The 21,962-nt window shown below is 67.5% G+C and carries 23 protein-coding genes and 1 tRNA gene; 15 read left to right on the top strand and 9 right to left on the bottom strand.

Annotation, left to right across the window (positions count from 1 at the left end):
- Positions 1-84: 84 nt before the first annotated feature.
- The 4 genes from ACFQRE_RS00435 to ACFQRE_RS00420 all read left to right on the top strand — a co-directional run bounded on the left by ACFQRE_RS00435 (position 85) and on the right by ACFQRE_RS00420 (position 3,184).
- Positions 85-1,065, top strand: a complete 981-nt coding sequence (locus ACFQRE_RS00435) for a polysaccharide deacetylase family protein (protein ID WP_380117644.1) — start codon at positions 85-87, stop codon at positions 1,063-1,065.
- A gap of 89 nt (positions 1,066-1,154) precedes the next feature.
- A complete protein-coding gene (locus tag ACFQRE_RS00430) occupies positions 1,155-1,496 on the top strand; it encodes a TfoX/Sxy family protein (protein ID WP_380117642.1) in 342 nt (113 codons plus the stop codon).
- Positions 1,497-1,704: 208 nt separating this feature from the next.
- A complete protein-coding gene (locus ACFQRE_RS00425) occupies positions 1,705-2,328 on the top strand; it encodes an antibiotic biosynthesis monooxygenase (protein WP_380117640.1) in 624 nt (207 codons plus the stop codon).
- 94 nt (positions 2,329-2,422) lie between these two features.
- Positions 2,423-3,184, top strand: a complete 762-nt coding sequence (locus tag ACFQRE_RS00420) for an SDR family oxidoreductase (protein WP_380117638.1) — start codon at positions 2,423-2,425, stop codon at positions 3,182-3,184.
- Positions 3,185-3,627: 443 nt separating this feature from the next.
- On the opposite strand, the gene ACFQRE_RS00415 is transcribed toward ACFQRE_RS00420, so the two are convergent.
- The gene (locus ACFQRE_RS00415) at positions 3,628-3,915 is read right to left on the bottom strand and encodes a hypothetical protein (RefSeq protein WP_380117636.1); all 288 of its coding nucleotides are present in this window, start codon (positions 3,913-3,915) and stop codon (positions 3,628-3,630) included.
- Between the two features lie 56 nt (positions 3,916-3,971).
- Positions 3,972-4,907 carry an NAD(P)/FAD-dependent oxidoreductase gene (locus ACFQRE_RS00410; RefSeq protein ID WP_380117634.1) on the bottom strand — a complete coding sequence of 312 codons (936 nt, stop codon included), beginning with the start codon at positions 4,905-4,907 and terminating at the stop codon, positions 3,972-3,974.
- An 80-nt stretch (positions 4,908-4,987) separates the two neighbouring features.
- Between ACFQRE_RS00410 and ACFQRE_RS00405 the strand changes: the two genes are divergently transcribed.
- Complete coding sequence (locus ACFQRE_RS00405; RefSeq protein ID WP_380117632.1) at positions 4,988-5,575, top strand: helix-turn-helix domain-containing protein; 588 nt, start codon at positions 4,988-4,990, stop codon at positions 5,573-5,575.
- 364 nt (positions 5,576-5,939) lie between these two features.
- On the opposite strand, the gene ACFQRE_RS00400 is transcribed toward ACFQRE_RS00405, so the two are convergent.
- Positions 5,940-6,013, bottom strand: a tRNA-Gly gene (locus tag ACFQRE_RS00400).
- 198 nt (positions 6,014-6,211) lie between these two features.
- Between ACFQRE_RS00400 and ACFQRE_RS00395 the strand changes: the two genes are divergently transcribed.
- Complete coding sequence (locus ACFQRE_RS00395; protein ID WP_380117630.1) at positions 6,212-6,826, top strand: DedA family protein; 615 nt, start codon at positions 6,212-6,214, stop codon at positions 6,824-6,826.
- Between the two features lie 12 nt (positions 6,827-6,838).
- Here ACFQRE_RS00395 and ACFQRE_RS00390 read toward each other — a convergent pair whose 3' ends face one another.
- Entirely contained in the window at positions 6,839-7,807 is a 969-nt protein-coding gene (locus tag ACFQRE_RS00390; protein WP_380117628.1) for a helix-turn-helix transcriptional regulator, read from the bottom strand.
- A 62-nt stretch (positions 7,808-7,869) separates the two neighbouring features.
- On the opposite strand from ACFQRE_RS00390, the gene ACFQRE_RS00385 reads away from it, so the two are divergent.
- The 4 genes from ACFQRE_RS00385 to ACFQRE_RS00370 all read left to right on the top strand — a co-directional run bounded on the left by ACFQRE_RS00385 (position 7,870) and on the right by ACFQRE_RS00370 (position 10,937).
- The gene (locus ACFQRE_RS00385; RefSeq protein WP_380117626.1) at positions 7,870-9,366 is read left to right on the top strand and encodes an MFS transporter; all 1,497 of its coding nucleotides are present in this window, start codon (positions 7,870-7,872) and stop codon (positions 9,364-9,366) included.
- Between the two features lie 9 nt (positions 9,367-9,375).
- Positions 9,376-9,951 (top strand): dCTP deaminase, encoded by a 576-nt coding sequence (gene dcd, locus ACFQRE_RS00380; protein ID WP_380117624.1) that lies wholly within the window; start codon positions 9,376-9,378, stop codon positions 9,949-9,951.
- Positions 9,952-9,961: 10 nt separating this feature from the next.
- The gene (gene cutA, locus ACFQRE_RS00375) at positions 9,962-10,312 is read left to right on the top strand and encodes a divalent-cation tolerance protein CutA (RefSeq protein ID WP_380117623.1); all 351 of its coding nucleotides are present in this window, start codon (positions 9,962-9,964) and stop codon (positions 10,310-10,312) included.
- A gap of 109 nt (positions 10,313-10,421) precedes the next feature.
- Positions 10,422-10,937: an alpha/beta hydrolase gene (locus ACFQRE_RS00370; protein WP_380120372.1), complete on the top strand. Its 516-nt coding sequence runs from the start codon at positions 10,422-10,424 to the stop codon at positions 10,935-10,937.
- 22 nt (positions 10,938-10,959) lie between these two features.
- Here the strand turns inward: ACFQRE_RS00370 and ACFQRE_RS00365 are convergent, their stop codons facing one another.
- A complete protein-coding gene (locus ACFQRE_RS00365) occupies positions 10,960-12,399 on the bottom strand; it encodes an MFS transporter (protein WP_380117621.1) in 1,440 nt (479 codons plus the stop codon).
- 32 nt (positions 12,400-12,431) lie between these two features.
- Here ACFQRE_RS00365 and ACFQRE_RS00360 point away from each other — a divergent pair, with 32 nt between their 5' ends.
- A complete protein-coding gene (locus ACFQRE_RS00360; RefSeq protein ID WP_380120370.1) occupies positions 12,432-13,877 on the top strand; it encodes an amidase in 1,446 nt (481 codons plus the stop codon).
- On the opposite strand, the gene ACFQRE_RS00355 is transcribed toward ACFQRE_RS00360, so the two are convergent.
- The 3 genes from ACFQRE_RS00355 to ACFQRE_RS00345 are packed head-to-tail and all read right to left on the bottom strand — an operon-like array spanning position 13,870 to position 17,103.
- Complete coding sequence (locus tag ACFQRE_RS00355) at positions 13,870-15,297, bottom strand: ABC transporter substrate-binding protein (protein WP_380117619.1); 1,428 nt, start codon at positions 15,295-15,297, stop codon at positions 13,870-13,872. The genes ACFQRE_RS00360 and ACFQRE_RS00355 overlap by 8 nt on opposite strands.
- A gap of 19 nt (positions 15,298-15,316) precedes the next feature.
- On the bottom strand, positions 15,317-16,195 hold the full coding sequence (locus ACFQRE_RS00350) for a carbohydrate ABC transporter permease (RefSeq protein WP_380117617.1): 879 nt from the start codon (positions 16,193-16,195) through the stop codon (positions 15,317-15,319).
- Entirely contained in the window at positions 16,192-17,103 is a 912-nt protein-coding gene (locus ACFQRE_RS00345; protein WP_380117615.1) for a carbohydrate ABC transporter permease, read from the bottom strand. The genes ACFQRE_RS00350 and ACFQRE_RS00345 overlap by 4 nt, the downstream gene beginning before the upstream one ends.
- Positions 17,104-17,321: 218 nt before the next feature.
- On the opposite strand from ACFQRE_RS00345, the gene ACFQRE_RS00340 reads away from it, so the two are divergent.
- The 4 genes from ACFQRE_RS00340 (at position 17,322) to ACFQRE_RS00325 (ending at position 20,913) form a co-directional block, all read left to right on the top strand.
- Positions 17,322-18,440, top strand: coding sequence for an ABC transporter ATP-binding protein (locus ACFQRE_RS00340; RefSeq protein ID WP_380117613.1), 1,119 nt, complete (start codon positions 17,322-17,324; stop codon positions 18,438-18,440).
- On the top strand, positions 18,437-19,084 hold the full coding sequence (locus ACFQRE_RS00335; RefSeq protein WP_380117611.1) for an ABC transporter permease: 648 nt from the start codon (positions 18,437-18,439) through the stop codon (positions 19,082-19,084). The genes ACFQRE_RS00340 and ACFQRE_RS00335 overlap by 4 nt, the downstream gene beginning before the upstream one ends.
- Positions 19,081-19,875, top strand: coding sequence for an ABC transporter permease (locus ACFQRE_RS00330; RefSeq protein ID WP_380117609.1), 795 nt, complete (start codon positions 19,081-19,083; stop codon positions 19,873-19,875). The genes ACFQRE_RS00335 and ACFQRE_RS00330 overlap by 4 nt, the downstream gene beginning before the upstream one ends.
- A 123-nt stretch (positions 19,876-19,998) precedes the next feature.
- Entirely contained in the window at positions 19,999-20,913 is a 915-nt protein-coding gene (locus ACFQRE_RS00325; protein ID WP_380117607.1) for an ABC transporter substrate-binding protein, read from the top strand.
- Between the two features lie 117 nt (positions 20,914-21,030).
- Here the strand turns inward: ACFQRE_RS00325 and thiD are convergent, their stop codons facing one another.
- A complete protein-coding gene (thiD, locus tag ACFQRE_RS00320; protein WP_380117605.1) occupies positions 21,031-21,945 on the bottom strand; it encodes a bifunctional hydroxymethylpyrimidine kinase/phosphomethylpyrimidine kinase in 915 nt (304 codons plus the stop codon).
- Positions 21,946-21,962: the final 17 nt, after the last annotated feature.

Here is a 21,962-nt window from a genome sequence, read left to right as displayed (position 1 = left end):
CTGGGTGGACGACAGAGGACGCTCGGCCAGGACCACCGGAACGCGCGCCCCCTAGGGGATTCACCGGCCCAGGGGAGTCTGACCATGTCCATCACGACATCGACCCGTCCTTCTTCCTTCCGCAGGCCCGCATCCGTGGCGATGCTCACGCTTGCACTCGTCACGATGCCGACGGTGGCGTCGCCTGGCATGGCGCCCTCGGCTCACGCTGCGGTCTGGTCATGCTCGTCGACGACGCCGGTGGCTTCGCGGCCGCAGCTCCGTCGCGGCGACACGGGGAGCTGCGTCACCGTCCTCCAGCGAGCGCTCATCGCCAAGGGGTACTCGGTCGGGGGGTCCGGTGCGGACGGGTCGTTCGGCAGTGCGACCGACCTTGCCGTGAGGCGCTTCCAGTCAGACTACGTCGGCGTGAAGGTTGACGGCGTGGTCGGCCAGCAGACGTGGGGCACCCTCGTCAACGGGGGCACCCGCTACTCGCGGTCAGCCGGGCCGAACCGGACGAGCCGGGTCGTCCTGAGCTTCGACGACTGCCCGTCCAGCTACTCCACCTTCCAGGGTGCGGTGCTCGGAGCCGAACGCATCGGCGTCGCGCTCGTCCTCTTCCCGACCGGCAACTGCATCACGTCGGGCAAGTTCAGTGCGTCCTACGCACGCGCGCACGGACATTACGTCTTCAATCACTCGGTATCGCACCCAGACCTCACGACGCTCAGCTATGCGAATGTCCGCTCGCAACTGAGCGCGCCAGGCGTCGTCACGACCTACGGCCGGCCTCCGTACGGCGCCTACAACAACACGGTCCTCAACGCCTACGCATCGAAGGGCATTCGGGTCTGGACGTGGACCGTCGACACCCGTGACTGGACGGGCAAGACCCAGTCCTCCGTTGTCTCGTATGCCGTGTCCAACTCGCGCGCCGGGAGCACCGTGCTGATGCACATGCAGTGGCGGGCCTTCAACGCCACCGCCATTTCGCAGATGAAGTCCGGTCTGGCCAGCCGTGGGTTGGCAGTGTGCGCCAACCGGGGACCGACCGCAGTCTCACCGAGCAGCGTGGCCTGCTGACGTCAGGCTTCCAGTCCGGTGAGGGACGTCGGCAGACGAACAGCCGCGCATCACGTCACGGACGCGGGCACCCGGCATACGCTGCTGTCGTGGCCTACGACGAGGAGCTCGCGCATCGGATCCGGGAGGTCCTGTCCGACGAGAGCGGACTGACCGAGCGTGCGATGTTCGGCGGGCTGGGGTTCATGCTCGACGGACACATCGCGGTGGCCGCCGGCAGCGGCGGGTCGCTCATGGTGCGGGTGGATCCGGACGACGCTGCCGATCTCGTGGATGGCGAGTCGGTTACCCACATGGAGATGGGTGGCCGCAGCCTGCACGGCTGGGTGCTGGTTGGCTCGTCCCCCACGGCGGACGACGACTCCCTGGCCCGGTGGGTGCAGCGCGGGGTCGCGTTCGTACGGGCACTGCCGCCCAAGCAGCAGGGCTGAGTCGGTCACTGGAGGAGCAGTTCCGCCGCGCTCCACACGCCGTGAGGCGACACCACGGCTGCGGTCGCACCGGGTCCCTGGACCCAAAGCAGCCTCAGGGTTGGCCCAAGAAATTCAGGATCACTCTTGCCGCGGCGCCTCCGTCGGAGCAGTGTTGGAAGTTGACGGTAGCGCCGTCGGGGCGCTGCCCCGAGCAGAGGAGTTCGTCGTGTATGCACGCACCACCACCATTCAGGCAGATCCGTCCAAGATCGACGACGGCATCGCCCATATGAGTGGCCAGGTCACACCGGTGATCACCGCAATGGATGGGTGTGTCGGGATGTCCATGCTTGCGGACCGCGCGTCCGGCCGCTGCATCGCCACGTCGTCATGGGAGTCAGAAGCTGCGCTGAAGGACAGTGCAGAAAGGGTTCGCTCGCTGCGTGAGGGAGCGATGCAGGCCATGGGTGGCAGCACCAGCACGGTTGACACGTGGGAGGCCGCAGTCGTCCACCGCGACCACGCCATGCCCGAAGGTGCCTGTGCCCGCGTCACCTGGCTGAGCGGTATGGACGACCATGCCGAACGTGCCGCCGACGTGTTCAGGATGGTCGTTCTCCCCAAGGCTCAGGAACTCGACGGCTTCTGCAGCGCCAGTCTGCTCATCAACCGGGAGACCGGTCGTGCGGTGGGCACTGTCACCTTCGAGCGCCGCGAGCAGCTCGAGGCCAGCCGCGATGCCGCTCAGGCGCTCCGCGAAACTGCCAGCAGGGACATCGGAGCCACCATCGACGATGTGGCAGAGATGGAAGTGGCCTTCGCTCACCTTCACCTCCCTGAGATGGCGTGACAGCGGCGCTGTGAGACACAGGGCCCGGCCTGGCCGCGCGGCCCGCCGTCAGTTGAGGTTGTGCCCCGATTCATGGTGACGGCAGGATCGAAGCATGCCCACCACGAGATCCACCCTGTCGGGTCAAGCCGTCATCGTCACCGGGGCCACGAGCGGTCTCGGTCGGGCGGTAGCGCTTCGCGTTGCAGCGGAGGGCGCCGACGTGGCGCTCCTCGGGCGTCGAGAGGCTGACCTCGACCGGGTTGCGCGCGAGGTCAGGAACCTCGGGGTCCGAGCGATGCCCGTGCGGGTCGACCTGGCCCACACAGAGGCCTTGGCCCAGGTTGTCGACGACGTGGTGGCGCAGTTCGGTGCTCCGACGGTACTCGTCAACGCCGGAGCGACCGACGCGCCCGGTTCGGTTCAGGATCTCGACCTCGAGGACTGGAACCGCGTCGTCGCGGTGAACCTCACCGCGCCCTTCATGCTCGCGAGGGCCGTCATGCCGCACATGCGGCGCAGCGGTGGTGGGCTGATCGTCAACGTCTCGTCGGTCGCGGGCCGTCGGGGCTGGGCCAACGCCTCGGCCTACTGCTCGACGAAGTTCGCTCTCACCGGGCTGACCCAGTCACTCGCCGCCGAGGGTCGTGCCGACGGCATTCGGGTCTGTGTCCTGTATCCGGGTGCGATGGCGACGAACTGGGGAACCTTCGACCCGGCTGCGGAGCGAGGGTCGAGCACACCGGTGCACGACGAGCGTGAGTCTCTGGACCCCGGCGTCGTGGCTGATCTGGTGACGTGGATGGCCACCTCCCCGGGTCGGCCGGTGCTGAACGAGGTGACGGTCACGCCGCTGCTGGAGCAGGGCTGGCCGTGAGTCCTCGCTGAACCCGGCAGAGGCTCATGAGGGGGTCATGGACAGACGGTTGTTGTACATCGAAGGTGTGTTCCTACGTCACTGTCGCTGAGGTGCGGTTGAAGTCGATGTTGGCCATGGTCGGGCGGGGAGAGGAGACGATCCAGCATGCCCTGGTGGAGACGCTCGAGGACCCCGAACGTCTGGGGTTCATTGGGTCACCCACTGTGCTCGTGGATGGCAGTGACCCGTTCGCCACGGGGGACCAGTCGTCGGCTCTGGCCTCTCGGATGTTCTCGACTCCTGATGGTCGTGCCTTGACCTGCACGGCTGAGGGCAGTCGGGGAGGGCCAGGTGCGGGATGCGATCCAGCAGGCCGGGGGCCCGGACCCTCGGCAGGGGGTTCGAGGGTCCTGGCTGTTCGTGGCCGCCACATGGCACCGGTGTGGTGGTGCGGCTGGTGCTCAGCGTGCTGCGGAGCGTGCCACCAGGCGTGCGCGCACCTTGTGCAGTTGGGGCATGAGCCCGTAGATGACGATGGGCACAGCGATGGTGGCCAGGACGAGGGTGCGCAGCACGGGGTTCATGGGGCGAAGCCAGTCACCGAGGGTGAGGTTGATGATGGTCAGCGTGGGGAAGACGGCGAGCCAGATCATCAGCGCCAGCTGGTGCTTGCTGGGTGGGCCCGGCCGCGGCGGGGCGGCGGGGCTCGACGCCGTCGTTGAGGCAGGGCCGGTTGCGGGGTTGGACATGGTGAAGCTCCTTCTGTGGTGCGGATGTGTGGGTGGGGTGTCACAGATGCGAGGGTTCAGACGGGGAAGCCTTGGTTGAAGTGGCTGACTGCGGTGCGCACGTCGTCGCCGACGAGGTCGGTGTTGATGGCGATGGCTGCGGCTGACCCTTCGCCTGCCGCCGTGATGACCTGCGCGCGGGCGTTGGTGACGTTGCCGGCGACCCACAGGCCGGGGACGTTGGTGGTGCCGTTGGGTCCGGTGATGACCCAGCCCTGCTCGTCCAGGTCGCACCCGACATCGGTCAATAGGGCGTGGTTGGGGATGAATCGCGGTGGGACGAACAGTGCTTGTCTGGGGATTCTGCGGCCGTCGACCATCGCGATGGCGGTCAGCTGGTCGTCGTGCACCACGACACAGTCGACGTCTCCTTCGACGACCCCGACGGCCCGGGCGACGAGCTGGGAACGGTCTGCTGGGGTGAGCGTGTTGTCGGGAGCGAAGAGCACGAGGTCGTGGGTCCACTGCCGCACGATCTGGGCGTAGCGGACGCTTTCCGGGCCGTTCCACAGGACGCCGAGCTGTTGGTCGCGGACTTCCCAGCCGTGGCAGTACGGGCAGTGCAGCACGTCCTTCGCCCACCGTTGAGCGAGGCCGGGGATGTCAGGGAGCTCGTCGCGCAGACCGGTGGTGACCAGGACCTTGCGTGCCTTGACTCGCTGCCCGTCGTCGAGAAGGGCTTGGAAGCCGGACGGGCCACAGTGGACGAGCTGCGCGACGGTGCCGGCGGTGATGGTCGCGCCGTAACCGGTGGCTTCTTCGCGGCCGGCGGAAACGAGCTCTGCGGGCGGCATGCCGTCGCGGGACAGGAACCCGTGCATGTTGGCGGCGGGGGCGTTGCGTGGGGTGCCGGCGTCCACGACCACGACGTTTCGCCGTGCCCGGGACAGGACCAACGATGCGGAAAGGCCGGCAGCCCCGCCGCCGATGACCAGGACGTCGTAGGTGTTCATGTCGCCAACTGTGGAACCGCCACCCAGCGGGACGCAATCTTCGTTGCCGTTTCTGGGAACGGGTGCGGCAGAATGCGGGCATGGACGACACCATGACTGTCATCGCGAAGGCTCTCGACCAGGTCGGTCCGCGGCTTAGGCAGCTTCGGGCTCACCGTGGCGTCACGCTGGCGGCGCTGTCCGAGTCCACGGGCATCTCCAAGAGCACGTTGTCGCGCCTCGAGACGGGACAGCGCCGGGCCAGCCTGGAGCTGCTGTTGCCTTTGGCGCAGGCGTACCGGGTGCCGCTGGACGACCTCGTAGGCGCCCCCGAGGTCGGGGACCCGAGGGTGCGCCTGAAGGCGACCAAACGCAACGGGCGCACGGTGATGCCGTTGACCCGTCAGCCCGGTGGGGTGCAGGCGTGGAAGATCATCGTCCCGGCAAGCAACAGCACCCCCCAGCCGAAAGCCCACGACGGATACGAGTGGCTGTTCGTGCTGTCCGGTCGCATGCGGCTCGTCCTGGGCGACCACGACCTAGTCCTTGGCCCGGGAGAGGTGGCTGAGTTCGACACACGGGTGCCGCACTGGTTCGGCAGCGACGGTGCCAACGCAGCGGAGGTGCTTAGCTTGTTCGGTCCGCAAGGTGAACGCGTCCATGCAAAGCCGCGGCCCACGAAGGAATGAGCCGGCGTCCGAGTCAGGCCATGGCAACAGATCGGTGTGACCATGGCCGAGCTCACCGGAGGCGGAGTTGAGTCCAGCGGAGCCTGACCGCTTTTCCGGACACCAAACCTGGCCCGGATCGAGCCGACCGACCACACTCATGAGTCGGCGTCATCGACGCACCACCTTCCCGACCGAGCCATACCCAGCGGACTGGCCGCGTCATCGACATCCAACGTGTCCAGCTTGGCTTCCAGGTTCTTCAGTCGCCTGACCTGCACAAATGCCTTTGGGGAGCCACATCTGGACGCTCTGGGAATCGCTAGTCGACTGGATTATCGGCCCGGCTGCGAGTGAAAATAGGCCCCCTGACCTGCGGAAACGCTGGAGCCGGTGACGAGAATCGAACTCGCGTGTCCAGCTTGGGAAGCTGGCGCTCTACCATTGAGCTACACCGGCGAGCGCCGCCCGAAGCCTTCTCAGGACACCGGATTGCGGCGCGGCAGGCAGTCTAACCCGACGACAGTCTGGGTCCGCGATCGCACCAAACGGGAGCACGCGGCATACGCCAAGCCGTTCTAGCGTTGATGTCATGGTCTGCCGCCGACACCCCGGCTCGGTACTCTCAAGCCCCGCTCTGCCTCGGGAAGGCTCCCTGTGACATCGTTCCTGGACCAAGTCCTCGGGGCTCCCGCCTGGGCGGTCTTGTTGATCGTCGGGCTCGTGGTCTTTGCCGAGGACGCGCTGTTCGTCGGCTTCGTCATCCCGGGTGAGACCGCTGCCATCCTCGGTGGTGTCGCAGCCAAGTTGGGGCACGTCTCGTTCACCGCTGTCCTCGCGACTGTCATCGTGGCAGCGGTTGTGGGCGACTCCGTCGGCTACGAGGTGGGTCGCCACCTCGGGCCGCGGATCCTCGCGTGGCCCATCCTCGCGAAGCGAAGTGCAGGGCTGACGCGCGCTCAGGACTTCTTGGCTCGGCGCGGCGGTGCCGCAGTCTTTCTCGGGCGGTGGACGGCGTTCTTTCGGGCCGTCATGCCGGCGCTCGCCGGAACAGCGCGTATGCCGTACCGCAGGTTCCTCGCCTGGAATGCGGCTGGCGGGGTGCTCTGGAGCGCTGTGGTCGTCTCCGTGGGTTACGCCGCGGGAGCGTCCTACGCCAAGGTCGAGAAGGTCGTCGGCCGCGACGCCGCTCTCGTCGTCGTCGCCATCGTGGTCATCGGGATCGTCGTGTGGAAGGTCCGCGAGCGCCGCGAGGCTGCGCGAGAGGCCTGATCGGCTGGCGTGTCAGCGCACCGCCGCGTCGAAGCGCGCGGCCCAGGACGCCATCGCGTCGCGCACCTCTGGACCCGCTTCCTCGATCGTGAACGGCGCTGCCACGAGCCCCATCCCGAGCAGCAGGAACCCGACGTCGCGCGCCTCGCCGGTCACCCGGCAGCGCCCTTCGCCCAGGTCCTCGACCGTCGTCCATCGCCCGATCCGCTTCTCGACATCGGCCGCGGGGGCATGGACGACAGTGACGAGCCGGTGCCCCTGCACGCGGCCGGACAGGCCAGCCCGCACGTATGCCGCCGCGTCACCTCCCGGGATCTCTCGCCTTCGGAAGAACGACTTCGTCCCCAGCGGGTCGGTGAGTCGGTCGAGTCGGAACGACCTCCAGTCGGCACGCTCGAGGTCGAAAGCCAAGAGATACCAGCGGCGCCCCACCGTCACGAGCTGGTGCGGCTCGACGTGTCGCCGAGCCATCTCGCCCGCCGCAGCGCCGCCACGAGCAGTGTAGGAGAACCGAATTCGCTCTGTGTCGCGAATCGCCTGCGCAATGGCCCCGAGCACTGACGCCTCCACCTCGGGCGCTTCGGCAAACGGCGAGTCCACCGTGACGGCCCGCAAAGCCTCCGCCCGTCGCCGCAACTTCGCCGGCAGCACCTGGACCACCTTGGACAGGGCAGACAACGTCGAGTCGGCCAACGCACCGGATTGCGCAGAAGCCGTCTGCCCCAGCGCCACGACCATCGCGATCGCCTCGTCCTCGTCGACGACGAGCGGTGGCATCGACCCGCCCGACCCCAGCTGGTAACCGCCCTCGACTCCCCGCGACGACGTCACCGGATAGCCGAGTTCGCGCAGCCGCTCGACGTCGCGCCGCAGGGTGCGGTCCGAGACGTCGAGTCGCGACGCCAGCTCCACCCCGGGCCAGAACCGGTGGGTCTGCAGCAGAGAGAGCAACCGAAGGGTGCGAGAGCTCGTGTTGGCCATGAATCAAGACTGGCAGGAATAGCGGACAGAAAGTGACCGGAAGGACTTCTAGCGTCGACGACATGGACACGACAACAGCCGAACCCACGACCGCCCGGACCTCCGAGACCGAAGTGCACGAGGTGAGCGGGCGGCATACCCCGATCTCCGGAAGGGCGCGCACGCTCGCGCTCGTCAGCCTCCTCCTCGCCTCGACGATGGAACTCATCGACGTCACCATCGTCAACGTCGCCCTCCCGACCATCGAGCGCAGCCTCAACGCCAGTGCGTCGATGCTCCAGTGGGTCGTCGCGGCCTACCCGCTCGCGTTCGGCATCGCCCTCATCGCCGGCGCGCGACTCGGTGACCGCTTCGGTCGCAAGCGCCTCTTCATCGCCGGCCTCGTCGGCTTCACCATCGCATCGGCCGCCTGCGGATTCGCCGGCAACATCGAACTTCTCGTCGCCTTCCGCGCCATCCAGGGCATCGCCGCCGCCGCGATGGTGCCGCAGGTCCTCACGAGCATCCAGGTGATGTACGCACCGGCCGAACGCGGCAAGGCCATGGGCATCTTCTCCGGTCTGGCCGGTCTCGCGAGCGTCGCTGGCCCCATCCTCGGCGCGGTCCTCACCGACGTCAGCGGCTGGCGCGCAGTCTTCCTCGTCAACGTCCCGGTCGGCGTCATCGCCCTCGCCGCAGCACTGCGCTTCATCCCCGAATCGCGCTCGGAACACCCGGCGCCCATCAACATCCGCTCCGTCCTCATCCTCGCGGTCGGTCTGCTCGGTGTCCTCTACCCGCTGACCATGGGCCACGAACTGGGTTGGCCGATGTGGACGTATGCCGTGATGGCCGGCGGTCTCGCCGTGCTCGCCGTCTTCCTCCGCTCCCAGCGCAGCGTCGAGTCGGGCGGTGGCGAACCGCTCGTGACGACGTCGCTGTATGCCGGTCGCGGCTTCCGCGGTGCCACTCTCGTCGGCTCGTTGCTCTTCATCGTGTGCGCCGGCTACTTCCTCTCGACCACCCTCTACCTCCAGGTCGGTCTGGGTTGGTCGGTCCTCAAGGCCGGACTCGTCAACATTCCCTTCGCGGTCACGGCGACGATCGGCGCGGGCACCGGCGCGGCAGTTCTCCTGGCAAAGATGGGTCGGCAGGTGCTCCTCATGGGCGCGGTCATCATGGCCGCTGGCCTCGGACTCCTCGGGATCGTCGTGGGTGGAGCCACGACCACGACGAGTTTCTGGGTGTTCGCCGGGGCCTTCGCGGTCGTCGGTCTCGGCTTCGGGTTCATGGTCTCGTCCATTGCGCCGCTCGCGCTCGGCAAGGTCCACGGACGTCACGCCGGATCGGCCTCGGGCCTGTTCAACACGACGACCCAGCTCGCCAACGCCGTCGGAGCCGCAGCCATCGGCACCCTGTTCTTCCAGGTGGCCAGCGCGCAGAAGGCGCAGGTCCCCGTGGATCTGTTCCGGCCGGCATACCTCGTCGTCCTCGTCGTGGCCGCCGTGCTCCTCGGCTTCGTGGCCCTCGCCACCCGACTCATCCCGGCCGACGCCCACGAGTTCGGCGATCAAGGCTAGATTTGGCGGGTGCTGCTCAGCGACAGAGACATCAAGGCCGAGGTCGACTCCCAAAGGGTCGTCCTCGATCCTTGGGATCCGGAGATGATCCAGCCCAGCAGCATCGACGTGCGGCTCGACCGTTTCTTCCGGTTGTTCGACAACCACAAGTACCCCTACATCGACCCGCGCGAGGACCAGCCCGACCTCACTCGCCTCGTCGAGGTCGAGCCGGATGAGCCGTTCGTGCTGCACCCTGGCGAGTTCGTCCTCGGGTCGATCTACGAGGCCGTGACCCTGCCGGACGACATCGCTGCGCGCGTGGAGGGCAAGTCGAGCCTGGGGCGGCTCGGCCTGCTCACCCACGCGACCGCCGGCTTCGTCGACCCGGGCTTCTCCGGTCACGTGACGCTCGAGCTGAGCAACGTCGCGACCCTTCCGATCAAGCTGTGGCCGGGCATGAAGGTCGGCCAGCTGTGCTTCTTCCGCCTGTCGAGCCCGGTCGAGAACCCTTACGGCTCAGCGAAATACGGCTCGCACTACCAGGGGCAGCGTGGCCCGACTGCCAGCCGCTCGTTCAAGAACTTCCACCGCACCCAGGTCTGACCCGGCCCGCATGACGAGCGACCACGCAACCGACCACGGCATCCTCGAGGTGCGGATCACCGCTCCCGCCGAGGACGCCGCAATCATCGCGCGGCTCCTCGTCACGGAGCGGCTGGCCGCCTGCGCCCAGGTCCTGCCCGGGATCACGTCGACCTTCCGCTGGGGCGGCGAAGTCGTCACCGCGCAGGAACACCTCGTCCTCGCCAAGTCGCACCGCGGCCGCTTCGACCGCATCTGTGAGCGCGTCGGCGAGATCCACCCCTACGAGACACCCGAGATCATCGCGGTCCCGATCCTCGATGCCAGTGCCGCGTATGCCGCGTGGCTGCTCGGCGAGCTCGCCTCCGGCGAGCGCGTGTGACCGTTCCGCCCGCTCACCTCGCGGATCTGCGGGGAACCACGCCTGTGGGGGCTGAAGGTGTTGCCCTCATCCTGCACGGCGGAGGAGAGCATGGCCATGCGCCGATGTCCTGGCTCAAGGGCCCGGTCGTGCGAATGCGCCCGTTTGCGGCGGCCATCGAGCGCCGAGCTGGCGACCGCATCGCCGTCGTGAGGCTAGGAACCGCCACTTCGGGTGGAACGGCGAGGAGCAGACGCCACTCACGGATGCCCGCTGGGCCCTGGACGAGATCCGCGGCAGGTATGCCGGGCAGCCCATCGCGCTCATCGGTCACTCCATGGGTGGCCGGGTCGCGACGCACCTCGCGGGGGAGGCGGATGTGACCACGGTGGTGGCCCTCGCGCCCTGGGTCGAGAACGGCGATCCGCGACTGGGTCGGCCCGGGCTGAAGGTCCTGCTCATGCACGGTGTGAACGACAAGACGACGGACCCGCGACGCACCGAGGCGCTCGGCGAGGTGCTGCGTGGTCAGGGGGCTGACGTGACGTGGCGGCCGGTCGAGGGCGAGGGCCACGCGATGCTGCGGCACCCGTTGACGTGGCACCGCGAGGTCGCCGACTTCGTCACGGACTCCCTGCTGCGCTGACCTGAACCCTCGCTCGTGTGCCTCAGCGCGAGCTTTGGGTCGGCTGATGCACACGAGGCGAGGTGTGGGCGAGGCCGAACCAGCTCACGACGCCACCGACCGTGAGCAGGGCGGCGCAGACGACCATCGCCGCCCGGAAGCCTGACGTCATCGCCGTCGGGTCGAGGTAGTCGTCACCGGACAGCCCCACCAGCGCGGGCAAGGCAGCCACCGCAATGAGCGAGCCGGCGCGCGCGACGGCATTGTTCACACCACTGGCGACACCGGCATACCGATCCGGCGCAGCCGCGAGCACGGTCGAGGTGAGCGGCGAGACCAGGAGCGCCAACCCGAGCGCAAAGATGACCAGCCCCGGCAGAACCGTCCACCACGTCGCGTCACGCCCGGCGGGGAGCAGCAGGAGCACGCCGACCGCGCAGATGATCGGCCCCACCGCCATGGGGAAGCGCGGCCCGATGCGCTCCGAGAGTTGGGACGCGCGCGACGACAGGAACATCAGTGCGATCGTCGCGGGGAGTCCGGTGAGCCCCGCAGACAGCGCCGACCAGCCCGCCGACACCTGGAGCTGCAGCACGAGGATGAAGAAGACGACACCGAGCGCGCCATAGACGACGAAGGTCATCGCATTCGCCGCGGAGAACACCCGGTCACCAAACAAGGAGAGGTGCACGAGAGGTGTGCGAGAACGGGATTCGACGAACACGAACCCCACTGCCGCAGCGATGGCGACAGCCACGACGGCCACGAGCAGCCCCCGGCTCATCGTCGCCGACGAGGTCAGGGCGTACGTCAGGGCACCGAGGGACAGCACGGTGAGGGCTCCTCCCGGGATGTCGAAGCCGCGGGCGGCGCCCTCCTCGGCCGGTGTCTCATCCCTGGACTCCGGTGTCGCCCAGAGGGTCAGCGCGATGACAGCGATGCACAGCGGCACGTTGATCCCGAAGATCCAGCGCCAGCCGCCGTTGTCGACGAGCCACCCGCCCACGAACGGGCCGATCGCCGCCGCGATCCCGGACAGGCCCGCCCAGGTGCCGATCGCCGCGGCCCGGTCCTCGCGACGGAAGACCGACTGGATGATCGCGAGCCCGCCGGGTGTCAGCAATGCCGCGCCCACACCTTGCAGCACCCGCATCGCGATCAACTGACCAGGCGTCTGGGCCACGGCACACAGCGCGCTCGCGATGAGGAACCACCCCATTCCCCACAGGTAGATCCGCCGACGCCCGAACCGGTCACCGAGCGCGCCGCCCACGAGGACGAGCGAGGCGAGCGCCAGCATGTAGCCGTTGATGACCCACTGCAGCTGCTCCAGCGATGCATCGAGCTCGGTGCCGATCGTGCGCAGCGCGACGTTGACGACCGAGCCGTCGAGGATCGCGATCCCCGATCCGAGGGTCACTGCTGTGAGGGTGAGGCGGCCGCGAGTCGAGTCGCGCGCGAGGAGTTCGGTCACACGGCCCATTGTCACTGGCTACCGTCGGGTAGGACTGGGGCATCACTTCCGCACCCGAGTCGACCGGCCTCCTGCCCGAGCGCGTCAGCGCCTTCACCGACGACGCGCTCGGCACCGATGACGCGACCGGTGTCGCCGAGCGCATTGCCCGGGGCGAAATCTCGTCCGCCGAGGCCGTCGACGCGGCCATTGCCCGGGTCGAGTCGGTCAACGCGACTCTCAATGCCGTCGCCGCGACCGACCACGACCGTGCCCGCCGCCGGGCTGGCGCCACCCGAATTCGCGGCGCCTTCGCTGGTGTCCCCAGTGCGACGAAGGACAACATCCACGTTGCCGGTATGCCGACCACGATGGGTTCGCAGGCCGTCTCGTCCCGGCCGGGAGACCTCGACGGTGCGTTCACCCGCCAGTTCCTCGACACCGGCGTGATCCCCATCTGTTCCACGACGATGCCCGAGTTCGGTTGGACCGCAACGACCGAACGCGTGGGCGGTGACGTGACCCGCAACCCGTGGAACACGGCATACAGCACGGGTGGTTCGTCCGGCGGCTCTGCCGCCCTCGTCGCGTCGGGCGCGCTGCCCATCGCTCACGGCAACGACGGTGGCGGTTCGATCCGCATCCCGGCGGCCGCCTGCGGACTCGTGGGCCTCAAGCCCTCGCGCGGTCGCCTCCGTCTCGACGAGGGCAACGCGACGATGCCGGTCAAGGTCGTCGTCGACGGCGTCCTCACACGGTCGGTCCGCGACACGGCCCGCTTCTTCGAGGCGGCGGAGCGGAGCCATCGCAACCCGCGCCTCCAGCCCATAGGGCACGTCGAGGACGGTCCGGCGCGCCCGTTGCGCATCGGCTACCAGCCCGACTCACCCTTCGCGCCACCGTCCGACACCGACACTCGGGCCGCGGTCGAACGCACCCGTGACCTGCTGGAAGCATTGGGGCACAGCGTTGTTGACTACGTGGCGCCGGTCCCGGCGTTCTTCAAGTCGGACTTCGAGGACTACTGGTCACTTCTTGCGTATGCCGTGGCGTCCAATCGCGGGGGCCTCTTCGGCTCCGATTTCGACGCGACAAAGCTCGATCCGCTGACGCTCGGTCTCGCCAAGCGCTTCCGCCGGCGCGCCCACCGCGCTCCGCTCTTCATCGCGCGGCTAGCGGCGTCAGGGGCGGTGCAGCAGAGGCGTTTTGGCGACGTGGACCTGGTGCTCTCACCGGTGCTCGTCCACACGCCGCCGCCGATCGGGGAGCTCACGGCGGACCAGACGTTCGAGGAGCACTTCGCCAAGCTGGTCAAGTACGCCGCGTTCACCCCGCTCGCCAACGCGACCGGCGCTCCCGCGATCTCGCTGCCGCTGGGTCGGGCCGCCGACGGCCGGCCCGTCGGGGTCATGCTGTCTGGACGCCTCGGAGACGAACGACGCCTCCTCGAGATCGCGTTCGATCTCGAGGAGGCGTCACCGTTCGCCTCGCTGGCGAGTGCTACTTGACCGAGCTGTTGTACTGGCTGATCTGAGCGGTGAGGGACTCGGCCGCCTTGGTCATGGCTTCCTGCGCGTCGGTGCCGTTGAGGGCAGCCTCGAGGCCGTCCTCGGACGCCTTGCGCGCCTGGGGCATGACACCGAGGAGGCAACCCTGGGTGGCCTTGCTCAGCTTGGTGCCCTCGAGCTGCTTGACGGCGACGTCGAACAGCGGGTTGGCCTTGCGGTAGTCGACGTCAGCCGGCTCGTCGAGAGCACCCTTGCTGATCGGGAAGTAGCCGGTGCCGATGTGCCACTGTGACTGGCTCTTCTTGTCGGCGAGGAACTTCACGAACTGCCAGGCGGCTTCCTTGTTGACGTCCTTGTGGCTCTCGCCGTTGATCCACAACGAGGCTCCACCGATGATCGGGCCACCCCCGGTGTCCGCCTTGATGTGCGGGTAGTTGGCTGCACCGAGCTCCCAGCCGCCCTCCTTGGCTGCCTTGCTGAAGCCGCCGAGCTGGCCGGTGGACTCGAGCGTGATGGCGAGCTGGCCGGACTTGAAGGCTGCCTGGGCGGCCTTGGTGTCGCGACCGGTGTTGGCGGCGAGACCGTCCTTGACCATCTGCTGCCACCACTTGACGACCTCGACGCTCTCGGGCTGGTCGAACAGCACCTTGGTCGCCTTGCCGTCACGGCCGTTGCCCTGGTCGCAGTACTCCTTGCCGTCCGTGGCAATGAACTGCTCGAGGAGCCATCCGTAGATCGCGGCACCGAAGCCGTAGTCCGCCGGACCGCCGGTCTTCTTGGCGAGCTTCTCGGCGGCCGCACGGATCCCGGCGAGGTCCTGCGGCGGGGCTTCGGGGTCGAGGCCGGCCTTCTTGAAGAGCGTCTTGTTGTAGTAGAGGACCGGCATGGAGGTGTTGAACGGCATCGAGTTCAGCTTCTTGTCGATGCTGTAGTAGCCCGTGATGTTGGGCTGGAGGTCCGAGACGTCGAGCTTGTCGCGGTCGATGAACGACTGCATCGGGATCGTCTGCTTCGCGTCGATCATGAAGCGGCTGCCGATGTCGTAGATCTGGATGACGTCCGGGGTCGACTTGCTCTGGATGGCCGCCTTGTACTTCGTGATGGCGTCGTCGTACTTGCCGGCGTAGGTCGACTTGACCTCGATCTTGCCCTTGTTGGCCGTGTTGAAGTCGGCGACGAGCTTGTCGAGCGCCTCGGCGTTGGTGCCGTCCATGGCGTGCCAGAACGCGACGGTCGTGACACCGCTCGCCTTGTCGAGGACGTCGGCTGCCGGTGCCCCACCGGACGCGCCGCCACCATCGCCCCCGTCTCCATCGCTGCCGCCGCCGCAGGCGGCGAGGAACAGCGACACGGTCGCCAGACCTGCCGGCACGGCATACCGGAGTCGGCGGCCTGTGCCACCTGAGGTTGTTGATTTCATTCGTGCACTCCTTTGCGCATCACTTGACGGCACCCGTGGTGAGACCGCGGACGATGAATCGCTGCCCAAAGATCACGAGCAGCAGGGTGGGGAAGAGGGCGAGCATGACGCCGGCGAGCACCATGCCGGGGGAGTCGGAGTCAGAGCTCTGCAGCTGGCTGATGCCGATCTGGATCGTCTGGTGCTTCGGGTCCTCGGTGGCGAGGAGCGGCCAGAAGTACATGTTCCAGGCCGACAGCGCCGACCAGATGCCGAGCGCCGCAAGGCTGGGACGACTCAGCGGCATGAGGATCGAGAAGAGGAACCGGAAGTGCCCGGCGCCATCAACTCGGGCCGCGTCACGCAGCTCCATCGGGAACGACAGGAAGGACTGGCGGAGCAGGAACGTCCCGAACCCGGTCGCGAGGAACGGCAGGGTCAGACCGGCGATCGTGTCCTTGAGTCCCCACTGCGAGATGAGCAGGTAGTTCGGGATGATGATCGACTCGAACGGGATCATCATCGTCGCCAGGAACACGGCGAACCAGAATCCGCGCCACTTGAGGTTGAGGAAGACGAATGCGTATGCCGCAAGGGCGCTCGTGATCATCTGGCCGATCGTGATGCCCAGGGTCTGCAGGACGCTCGTGAGGTACTGGTTGCCCAGCGGGATGATGTCGAGCGCCTTGGAGTAGTTCTCCGGGTGGACGCCGCTCTTGGGATACAGCGCCGGGGGGAAGCTGTTGGTGTCGCGCTCGCCCATGAGTGAGCCGACGAGCCCGTAGTAGACCGGGAAGAGCACGATGAGGAACAGCACTCCGAGGATGAGGTACGTCCCGATGTTGCCCGGCTTGCGGGGGCTGCGCGTCGGCTTGGACTCTGTTGCCGTCGTCGGCTTCACAGTGGTGTCAGTGCTCATCGGTAGAACACCCGCCTCTCGAGGACCCCGAACTGCAAGGCCGTGATGACGAGGACGATGAGCAGCAGGACCATGGCCTGCGCCGAGGCGTAGCCGTAGTTGCTGTTGTTGTTGGCGAAAGCCTGCTCGTAGATCGAGTAGACGAGCGTCGTCGTGCGGTCCTCGGGCCCACCGACGGTGAGGATCTTGATCTGCCCGAAGCTCTGCAGCGAGTGGATCGTGCCCACGACGATGAGGAAGAACAGCTGCGGGGTGAGCAGCGGCATGACGATGGAGCGCTGGAGCCGCAGCCCGGAGGCCCCGTCGAGCCGGGCGGCCTCCATGACGTCCTCGGGGAGGGCGCCGAGACCGGCCGACAGGACGAGCAGGTTGTAGCCGACCTGCATCCACACCGTCGCGCCCGACACCGACCAGAGCGCGAGGTCGGGGTTGGTCAGCCACTGCACCTTGTCGATCCCGAGGTGGCTGAGGATGCCGTTGAGGACACCCGACGCCGGGTTGAACAGGACGCCGAAGATGACCGAGGCCGTCGCCACCGAGAACGCGAACGGCAGCGCAAAAGCGGTGCGGAAGAACCGCACTCCGCGGATGCGCGACTGGAGGAGCAGGGCGATGACCAACGCGATGGCGATGCTCGGGATGACCGTGAGGAGCGTGAACGCGAACGTCACCCACAGCACCTGGAGGAAGTCCGGGTCACTGAACATCCGCGTGTAGTTGACGAAACCGACGTAGCCGCTCGGGTTGCCGAGGATGTCGGTGCCCTGCACGGACAGCAGGATCGACTTCACGAGCGGCCAGAAGATGAACAGGCCGAACACGACGAGCGCCGGCAGGAGATATCCCACCGCGACCCACCGCTCGCGGCGCCCCTCCGCACCGACGGTGCTGGTGACGGGGTTACTCATCGATCGCCACCCGGGGGCGGTGGGCAGTCAGCGTCACGTCATGTCCTCATCGTTGTGGGCAGTCGGCTTGATGCTAGGCCGCTTCTTCCACTTTCTGACGACATGGGGCCAATCAAGGTCGCTTTTCTCCATAGGGGATTGTCAAGGCTCTGAACTGCGCGTATGCCGTTCGCGCCGGTTACGTTTGACCTCACCATTCGTTTGGCAAGGGGCTGAGCATGATCCGGTTCGACGGCGTGACCAAGAAGTACCCCGACGGCACCGTGGCTGTGGACCACCTGAGCCTCACGGCACCGACCGGCAGGATCACGGTCCTCGTGGGGCCCTCTGGCTGTGGCAAGACGACCTCGCTGCGCATGGTCAACCGGATGATCGAGCCCACCAGCGGGACGATCAGCCTGGATGGCCTGGACACGGCGACGATGAACGAGGCGCAGATGCGCCGCGGCATCGGCTACGTCATCCAGCACGCCGGGCTCTTCCCGCACCGGACCGTCGTCGACAACGTCGGCACTGTGCCGCGCCTCCTCGGTTGGGACAAGAAGGAGACGCTCGAGCGCTCCCGCGACCTGCTCCACCGCGTGGGGTTGGCGCCTGAGCTGGCTGATCGCTATCCGTCGCAGCTCTCCGGTGGTCAGCAGCAACGCGTCGGTGTCGCCCGGGCCCTCGCGGCCGACCCGCCTGTGATGCTCATGGACGAGCCGTTCAGCGCGGTCGACCCCGTCGTGCGCGACCAGCTGCAGGAGGTCTTCCTCGACCTGCAGTCCGAGCTCGGCAAGACGATCATCTTCGTCACCCACGACATCGACGAGGCCATCAAGCTCGGCGACCAGGTGGCGGTACTGCGCGTGGGCGGCACGCTCGCCCAGATCTCCGACCCCGCGTTCCTGCTGGCGCACCCGGTCGATGACTTCGTCGCGGACTTCGTGGGTCGCGACCGCGGCTACCGGTCGCTGCAGTTCCAGCCCGCCCCCAAGCTGCCGCTGGCTGCCGAGCGCACGTTGGTCGTCGGGGAGTCCACGGCCGGGGTGTCCGGTGACTGGGTGCTCGTCGTCGATGACGAGCGTCGGCCGCTGGGCTGGGTGGAGCCGGAGCGCGTCGGCGGTGAGGTGACATCCAAGGCGCTGCACCGCGGTGGCACCGTGGCCCGCGCTTCTGGGTCGTTGCGTGGCGCTCTCGATGCCGCCCTGTCATCACCCTCGCGACGTGGCGTCATCGTCGACGACTCGGGGTCCCTGGTGGGAACGGTGCGCGCCCACGAGGTGCTGTCCCTCATCGAATCGGCTGACCGGCCCGACGTCGACCTGGCGGAGGAGTTCGCGGAGCCCTCCCCATGACCTGGATCAACGACCACTGGAGCGAGATCTTCACGCTGGCGCGCAGCCACGTGTGGCTCGCCGGGGTCCCGCTGGTCCTCGGGTTGCTGATCGCCCTGCCGCTCGGGTGGGCGGCCCGACGCTGGTCGCGGCTCTATCCGGTGCTCATCTCGGCGTCGGGGTTGCTCTACACGATCCCGAGTCTGGCCCTGTTCGTGTTGATGCCGCTGATCCTCGGCACTCGAGTGCTGGATCGCGTCAACGTGGTTGTGGCGATGACGGTCTATACCGTCGCGCTGCTCGTGCGCACCGTGGCTGATGGCCTGGGCTCCGTTCCGGATCCCGTCCTCCAGGCGGCTCGGGCCATGGGCTATCGCGGCTTCCGGCGCTTCTTCGGCATCGAGCTGCCACTCGCCGTGCCGGTCATTGCTGCCGGGCTGCGGGTTGCCGCCGTGAGCAACGTCAGCATCGTCTCGGTCGCTTCACTCATCGGCGTCTCCCAGCTCGGCAACCTGCTCACCGATGGCTATGACCGCTTCATCACGCCGGAGATCGTCATCGGCATCGTCTCGTGCGTCGTCCTCGCGCTCCTCTTCGACGGCGTCATCCTCCTGGGCCAACGACTTCTCACTCCGTGGCTGCGAGCGCAGGGAGGCCGGTCATGATCAACAACATCTTCCAGTGGCTGACCTCGTCGGCAACGTGGTCCGGTGACACCGGTCTGGGTGCTCGTCTCGTGCAGCACATCTGGTACTCCCTGCTCGCCGTCGTCATCGCGGCCGTCATCGCGATCCCGTTGGGTCTGTGGGTCGGTCACACCGGTCGGGCCAAGTGGCTCGTCACCCTGGCCAACTCCCTGCGAGCCGTGCCGACCCTCGGTCTGCTCTTCGCTGTGGCCCTGTGGCTGAGCCCGAAGTTCCAGTCGGACCTCGCCTTCCTCATCCCGAGCATCGTCGTCCTCGTCGTCCTGGTCATCCCGCCGATCCTTTCCGGCGTGTATGCCGGCGTCGAGGCTGTCGATCCCGCCACCCGTGACGCTGCCCGCGGCATGGGTATGCGGGGTTTCGAGGTGGTGCGGCAGGTCGAGATCCCCAACGCCTTGCCGCTCATTCTCTCTGGCCTGCGCTCAGCATTCCTGCAGGTGATCGCCACGGCGACCGTCGCGGCATACGTCGGTCTGGGTGGTTTGGGCCGGTATCTCGTCGACGGGATCAAGACCGGTGACTACGTCTCGACGGCTGGCGGAGCGCTCGTCGTGTCCCTCCTCGCGCTGATCGTTGACGGGATCCTCGCGATCGTGCAGCGTCTCGTCGTCTCGCCCGGGCTCACGGGCGGGCGCAAGGGACGGGCCCTGCGGGGGCGCGCCAGCCCGGATGTCGTCGCGGCCGAGACCGACTCGTTGCCCCAGGCCGGAATGTCGGTGGGCCGTGGTGGAGTTGATCCTGATGCGGCCTGACCTCCGGCGATGTCGCATGCTCGACCTGCCACGACTTGTCCCTGCTTTCACTGCTCAGCTCGTCATTGCCCAGCCCGAACGCACGACCGATCGCACGAGCGATCGCAACCGAAGGACGTCCTCATGAAGCGCATGACTTCCGTACTCGCTCTCACCACCGCTGCGATCCTCGGCCTGTCTGCCTGCGGCGGCGGAGGCGACCCGCTGTCCTCGGACTCGCCTTCCGCAAGCGGTTCAGCAGGTGGCGGCGCCGTCGTCATCGGCTCCGCCGACTTCCCCGAGTCCGAGCTGCTCGCCGAGATCTATGCCGGTGCGCTCAAGGCCAAGGGCATCGACGCCACGACGAAGCCCCGCATCGGCTCGCGCGAGATCTACCTCAAGGCCCTCGAGGACGGCTCCATCCAGGCCATCCCCGAATACACCGGCGCGCTCGGCTTCTTCTACGACAAGAACTTCAAGGAAACCGATCCCGAGAAGGTCTACACCGCGATCCAGTCGCTCATCCCGGCCAAGTTCGCCCTCCTGGAGAAGTCTGCGGCCGAGGACAACGACTCCATCGTCGTCACCAAGGAGACGGCCGACTCCAAGTCGCTCAAGACCATCGACGACCTCAAGGCCGTCGCTGGCGAGCTGTCGCTCGGGGCCCCGCCGGAGTTCAAGGCGCGTCCGCAGGGTGTGCCCGGACTGACGAAGACCTACGGAGTGACGTTCAAGTCCTTCCGTGCGCTCACGGGTCAGGGCCTCGTCCAGGCGCTCAAGAACGGTCAGGTCGACGCGGCCAACATCTTCACCACCGACCCGTCGATCGCCGAGAACGGCTTCGTCTCCCTCGAGGACACCAAGAAGCTCTTCGGCTCGCAGAACATCGTGCCGCTCGTCGCGAAGGACCGCTCCGAGGAGCTGGCGCCGACGCTCAACGCGGTGTCGAAGGCCCTCACGACCGAGGTCATCTCCGGCCTGCTCAAGCAGACGGTGACCGACAAGAAGGACGCCAAGGACGTGGCGGCCGAGTTCCTCAAGTCCAACAACCTGGGCTGATCGCCCCGATACCCGGATCGCCCGAATACGAAATAGTGCCGTGTGCGCTCAGTTGCTCCTTCGTCGCAAACGCACGCACGGCACTATTTCGCATTCCGGCTGAGGTTTGCCGCTGGCTCAGTCGTGGTCGCTCAGCCTGAGTGAGACATGTGTCTGGGGCCAGGCGTGGTTCAGGGGGCCGGGGCCTTGGCCGATGCTGAGTTCGTCGGCGTGCTCGAGGGCGCCCGTGACGTAGTCCTTGGCGGCGCGGACCGCTGAGAGCCAGTCGTCGTGATGTGGGCGGAGGGCGGCGATGGCGGAGCTGAGGGTGCAGCCGGTGCCGTGGGTGTTCGTGGTCGCAACGCGCGGCGCCGACAGGTCAACGGCGTCGGCACCCGGGCCCTCGCTCCACACATCGACCGACTCGCCACCGTCGAGGTGGCCGCCCTTGAGCAGGACCCGACGAGCCCCGAGGCCGTGCAGTGCTCTTGCCTGAGTGCGCAGATCGGCAACATCGACGGCCCCATCGGTGCCGAGCAGGACAGCCGCTTCTGGAGCGTTGGGTGTGATGACGTCGACGTGTGGGATGAGTTCGAGCAGGGCACTGACCGCGTCGTCGGCGAGCAGGCGTGAGCCCGCGCTCGAGACCATGACGGGGTCGAGGACGGTCGGCACTCCCACGAGTGCTGGGTGCTCGCGGATCACGCGGGTCACGGCGTCGACGACCTCGGCGTTGGCGAGCATCCCGATCTTCACGGCGTCGATCCTGACGTCGGCCAGGAGGGTCTCGAGCTGCTCCGCGACAAAGGCCGCGGGCACGGCATGGACCCCCGTCACTCCGGTGGTCGACTGCGCCGTCAGCGCCGTGATGACGCACGTGCCGTAGGCGCCCAATGCGGCGAAGGTCTTGAGGTCGGCCTGGATGCCGGCACCACCAGAGGGGTCGCTTCCGGCGATCGAGAGGACCACGGTCTGGGGTGAATTGCCCTGTCTCGCAACGGCATACGCATCACTGGCCGCTTCTGCGGGAACGGGTCGGGCGGAGGGCGACATGGCGCAAACCTAATGGG

Source organism: Knoellia pratensis (genome assembly GCF_042666395.1).
GTDB classification, from domain to species: domain Bacteria; phylum Actinomycetota; class Actinomycetes; order Actinomycetales; family Dermatophilaceae; genus Knoellia; species Knoellia pratensis.
This window is presented reverse-complemented; position numbering and strand designations above follow the sequence as displayed.

Bases quoted from the DNA above. Each gene is read 5' to 3' on its own strand.
- ACFQRE_RS00435 (WP_380117644.1), top strand. From the start codon at position 85: ATGTCCATCACGACATCGACCCGTCCTTCTTCCTTCCGCAGGCCCGCA.
- ACFQRE_RS00420 (WP_380117638.1), top strand. From the start codon at position 2,423: ATGCCCACCACGAGATCCACCCTGTCGGGTCAAGCCGTCATCGTCACC.
- ACFQRE_RS00415 (WP_380117636.1), bottom strand. From the start codon at position 3,915: ATGTCCAACCCCGCAACCGGCCCTGCCTCAACGACGGCGTCGAGCCCC.
- ACFQRE_RS00410 (WP_380117634.1), bottom strand. From the start codon at position 4,907: ATGAACACCTACGACGTCCTGGTCATCGGCGGCGGGGCTGCCGGCCTT.
- ACFQRE_RS00405 (WP_380117632.1), top strand. From the start codon at position 4,988: ATGGACGACACCATGACTGTCATCGCGAAGGCTCTCGACCAGGTCGGT.
- ACFQRE_RS00390 (WP_380117628.1), bottom strand. From the start codon at position 7,807: ATGGCCAACACGAGCTCTCGCACCCTTCGGTTGCTCTCTCTGCTGCAG.
- ACFQRE_RS00385 (WP_380117626.1), top strand. From the start codon at position 7,870: ATGGACACGACAACAGCCGAACCCACGACCGCCCGGACCTCCGAGACC.
- cutA (WP_380117623.1), top strand. From the start codon at position 9,962: ATGACGAGCGACCACGCAACCGACCACGGCATCCTCGAGGTGCGGATC.
- ACFQRE_RS00365 (WP_380117621.1), bottom strand. From the start codon at position 12,399: ATGGGCCGTGTGACCGAACTCCTCGCGCGCGACTCGACTCGCGGCCGC.
- ACFQRE_RS00355 (WP_380117619.1), bottom strand. From the start codon at position 15,297: ATGAAATCAACAACCTCAGGTGGCACAGGCCGCCGACTCCGGTATGCC.
- ACFQRE_RS00350 (WP_380117617.1), bottom strand. From the start codon at position 16,195: ATGAGCACTGACACCACTGTGAAGCCGACGACGGCAACAGAGTCCAAG.
- ACFQRE_RS00345 (WP_380117615.1), bottom strand. From the start codon at position 17,103: ATGAGTAACCCCGTCACCAGCACCGTCGGTGCGGAGGGGCGCCGCGAG.
- ACFQRE_RS00340 (WP_380117613.1), top strand. From the start codon at position 17,322: ATGATCCGGTTCGACGGCGTGACCAAGAAGTACCCCGACGGCACCGTG.
- ACFQRE_RS00335 (WP_380117611.1), top strand. From the start codon at position 18,437: ATGACCTGGATCAACGACCACTGGAGCGAGATCTTCACGCTGGCGCGC.
- ACFQRE_RS00330 (WP_380117609.1), top strand. From the start codon at position 19,081: ATGATCAACAACATCTTCCAGTGGCTGACCTCGTCGGCAACGTGGTCC.
- ACFQRE_RS00325 (WP_380117607.1), top strand. From the start codon at position 19,999: ATGAAGCGCATGACTTCCGTACTCGCTCTCACCACCGCTGCGATCCTC.
- thiD (WP_380117605.1), bottom strand. From the start codon at position 21,945: ATGTCGCCCTCCGCCCGACCCGTTCCCGCAGAAGCGGCCAGTGATGCG.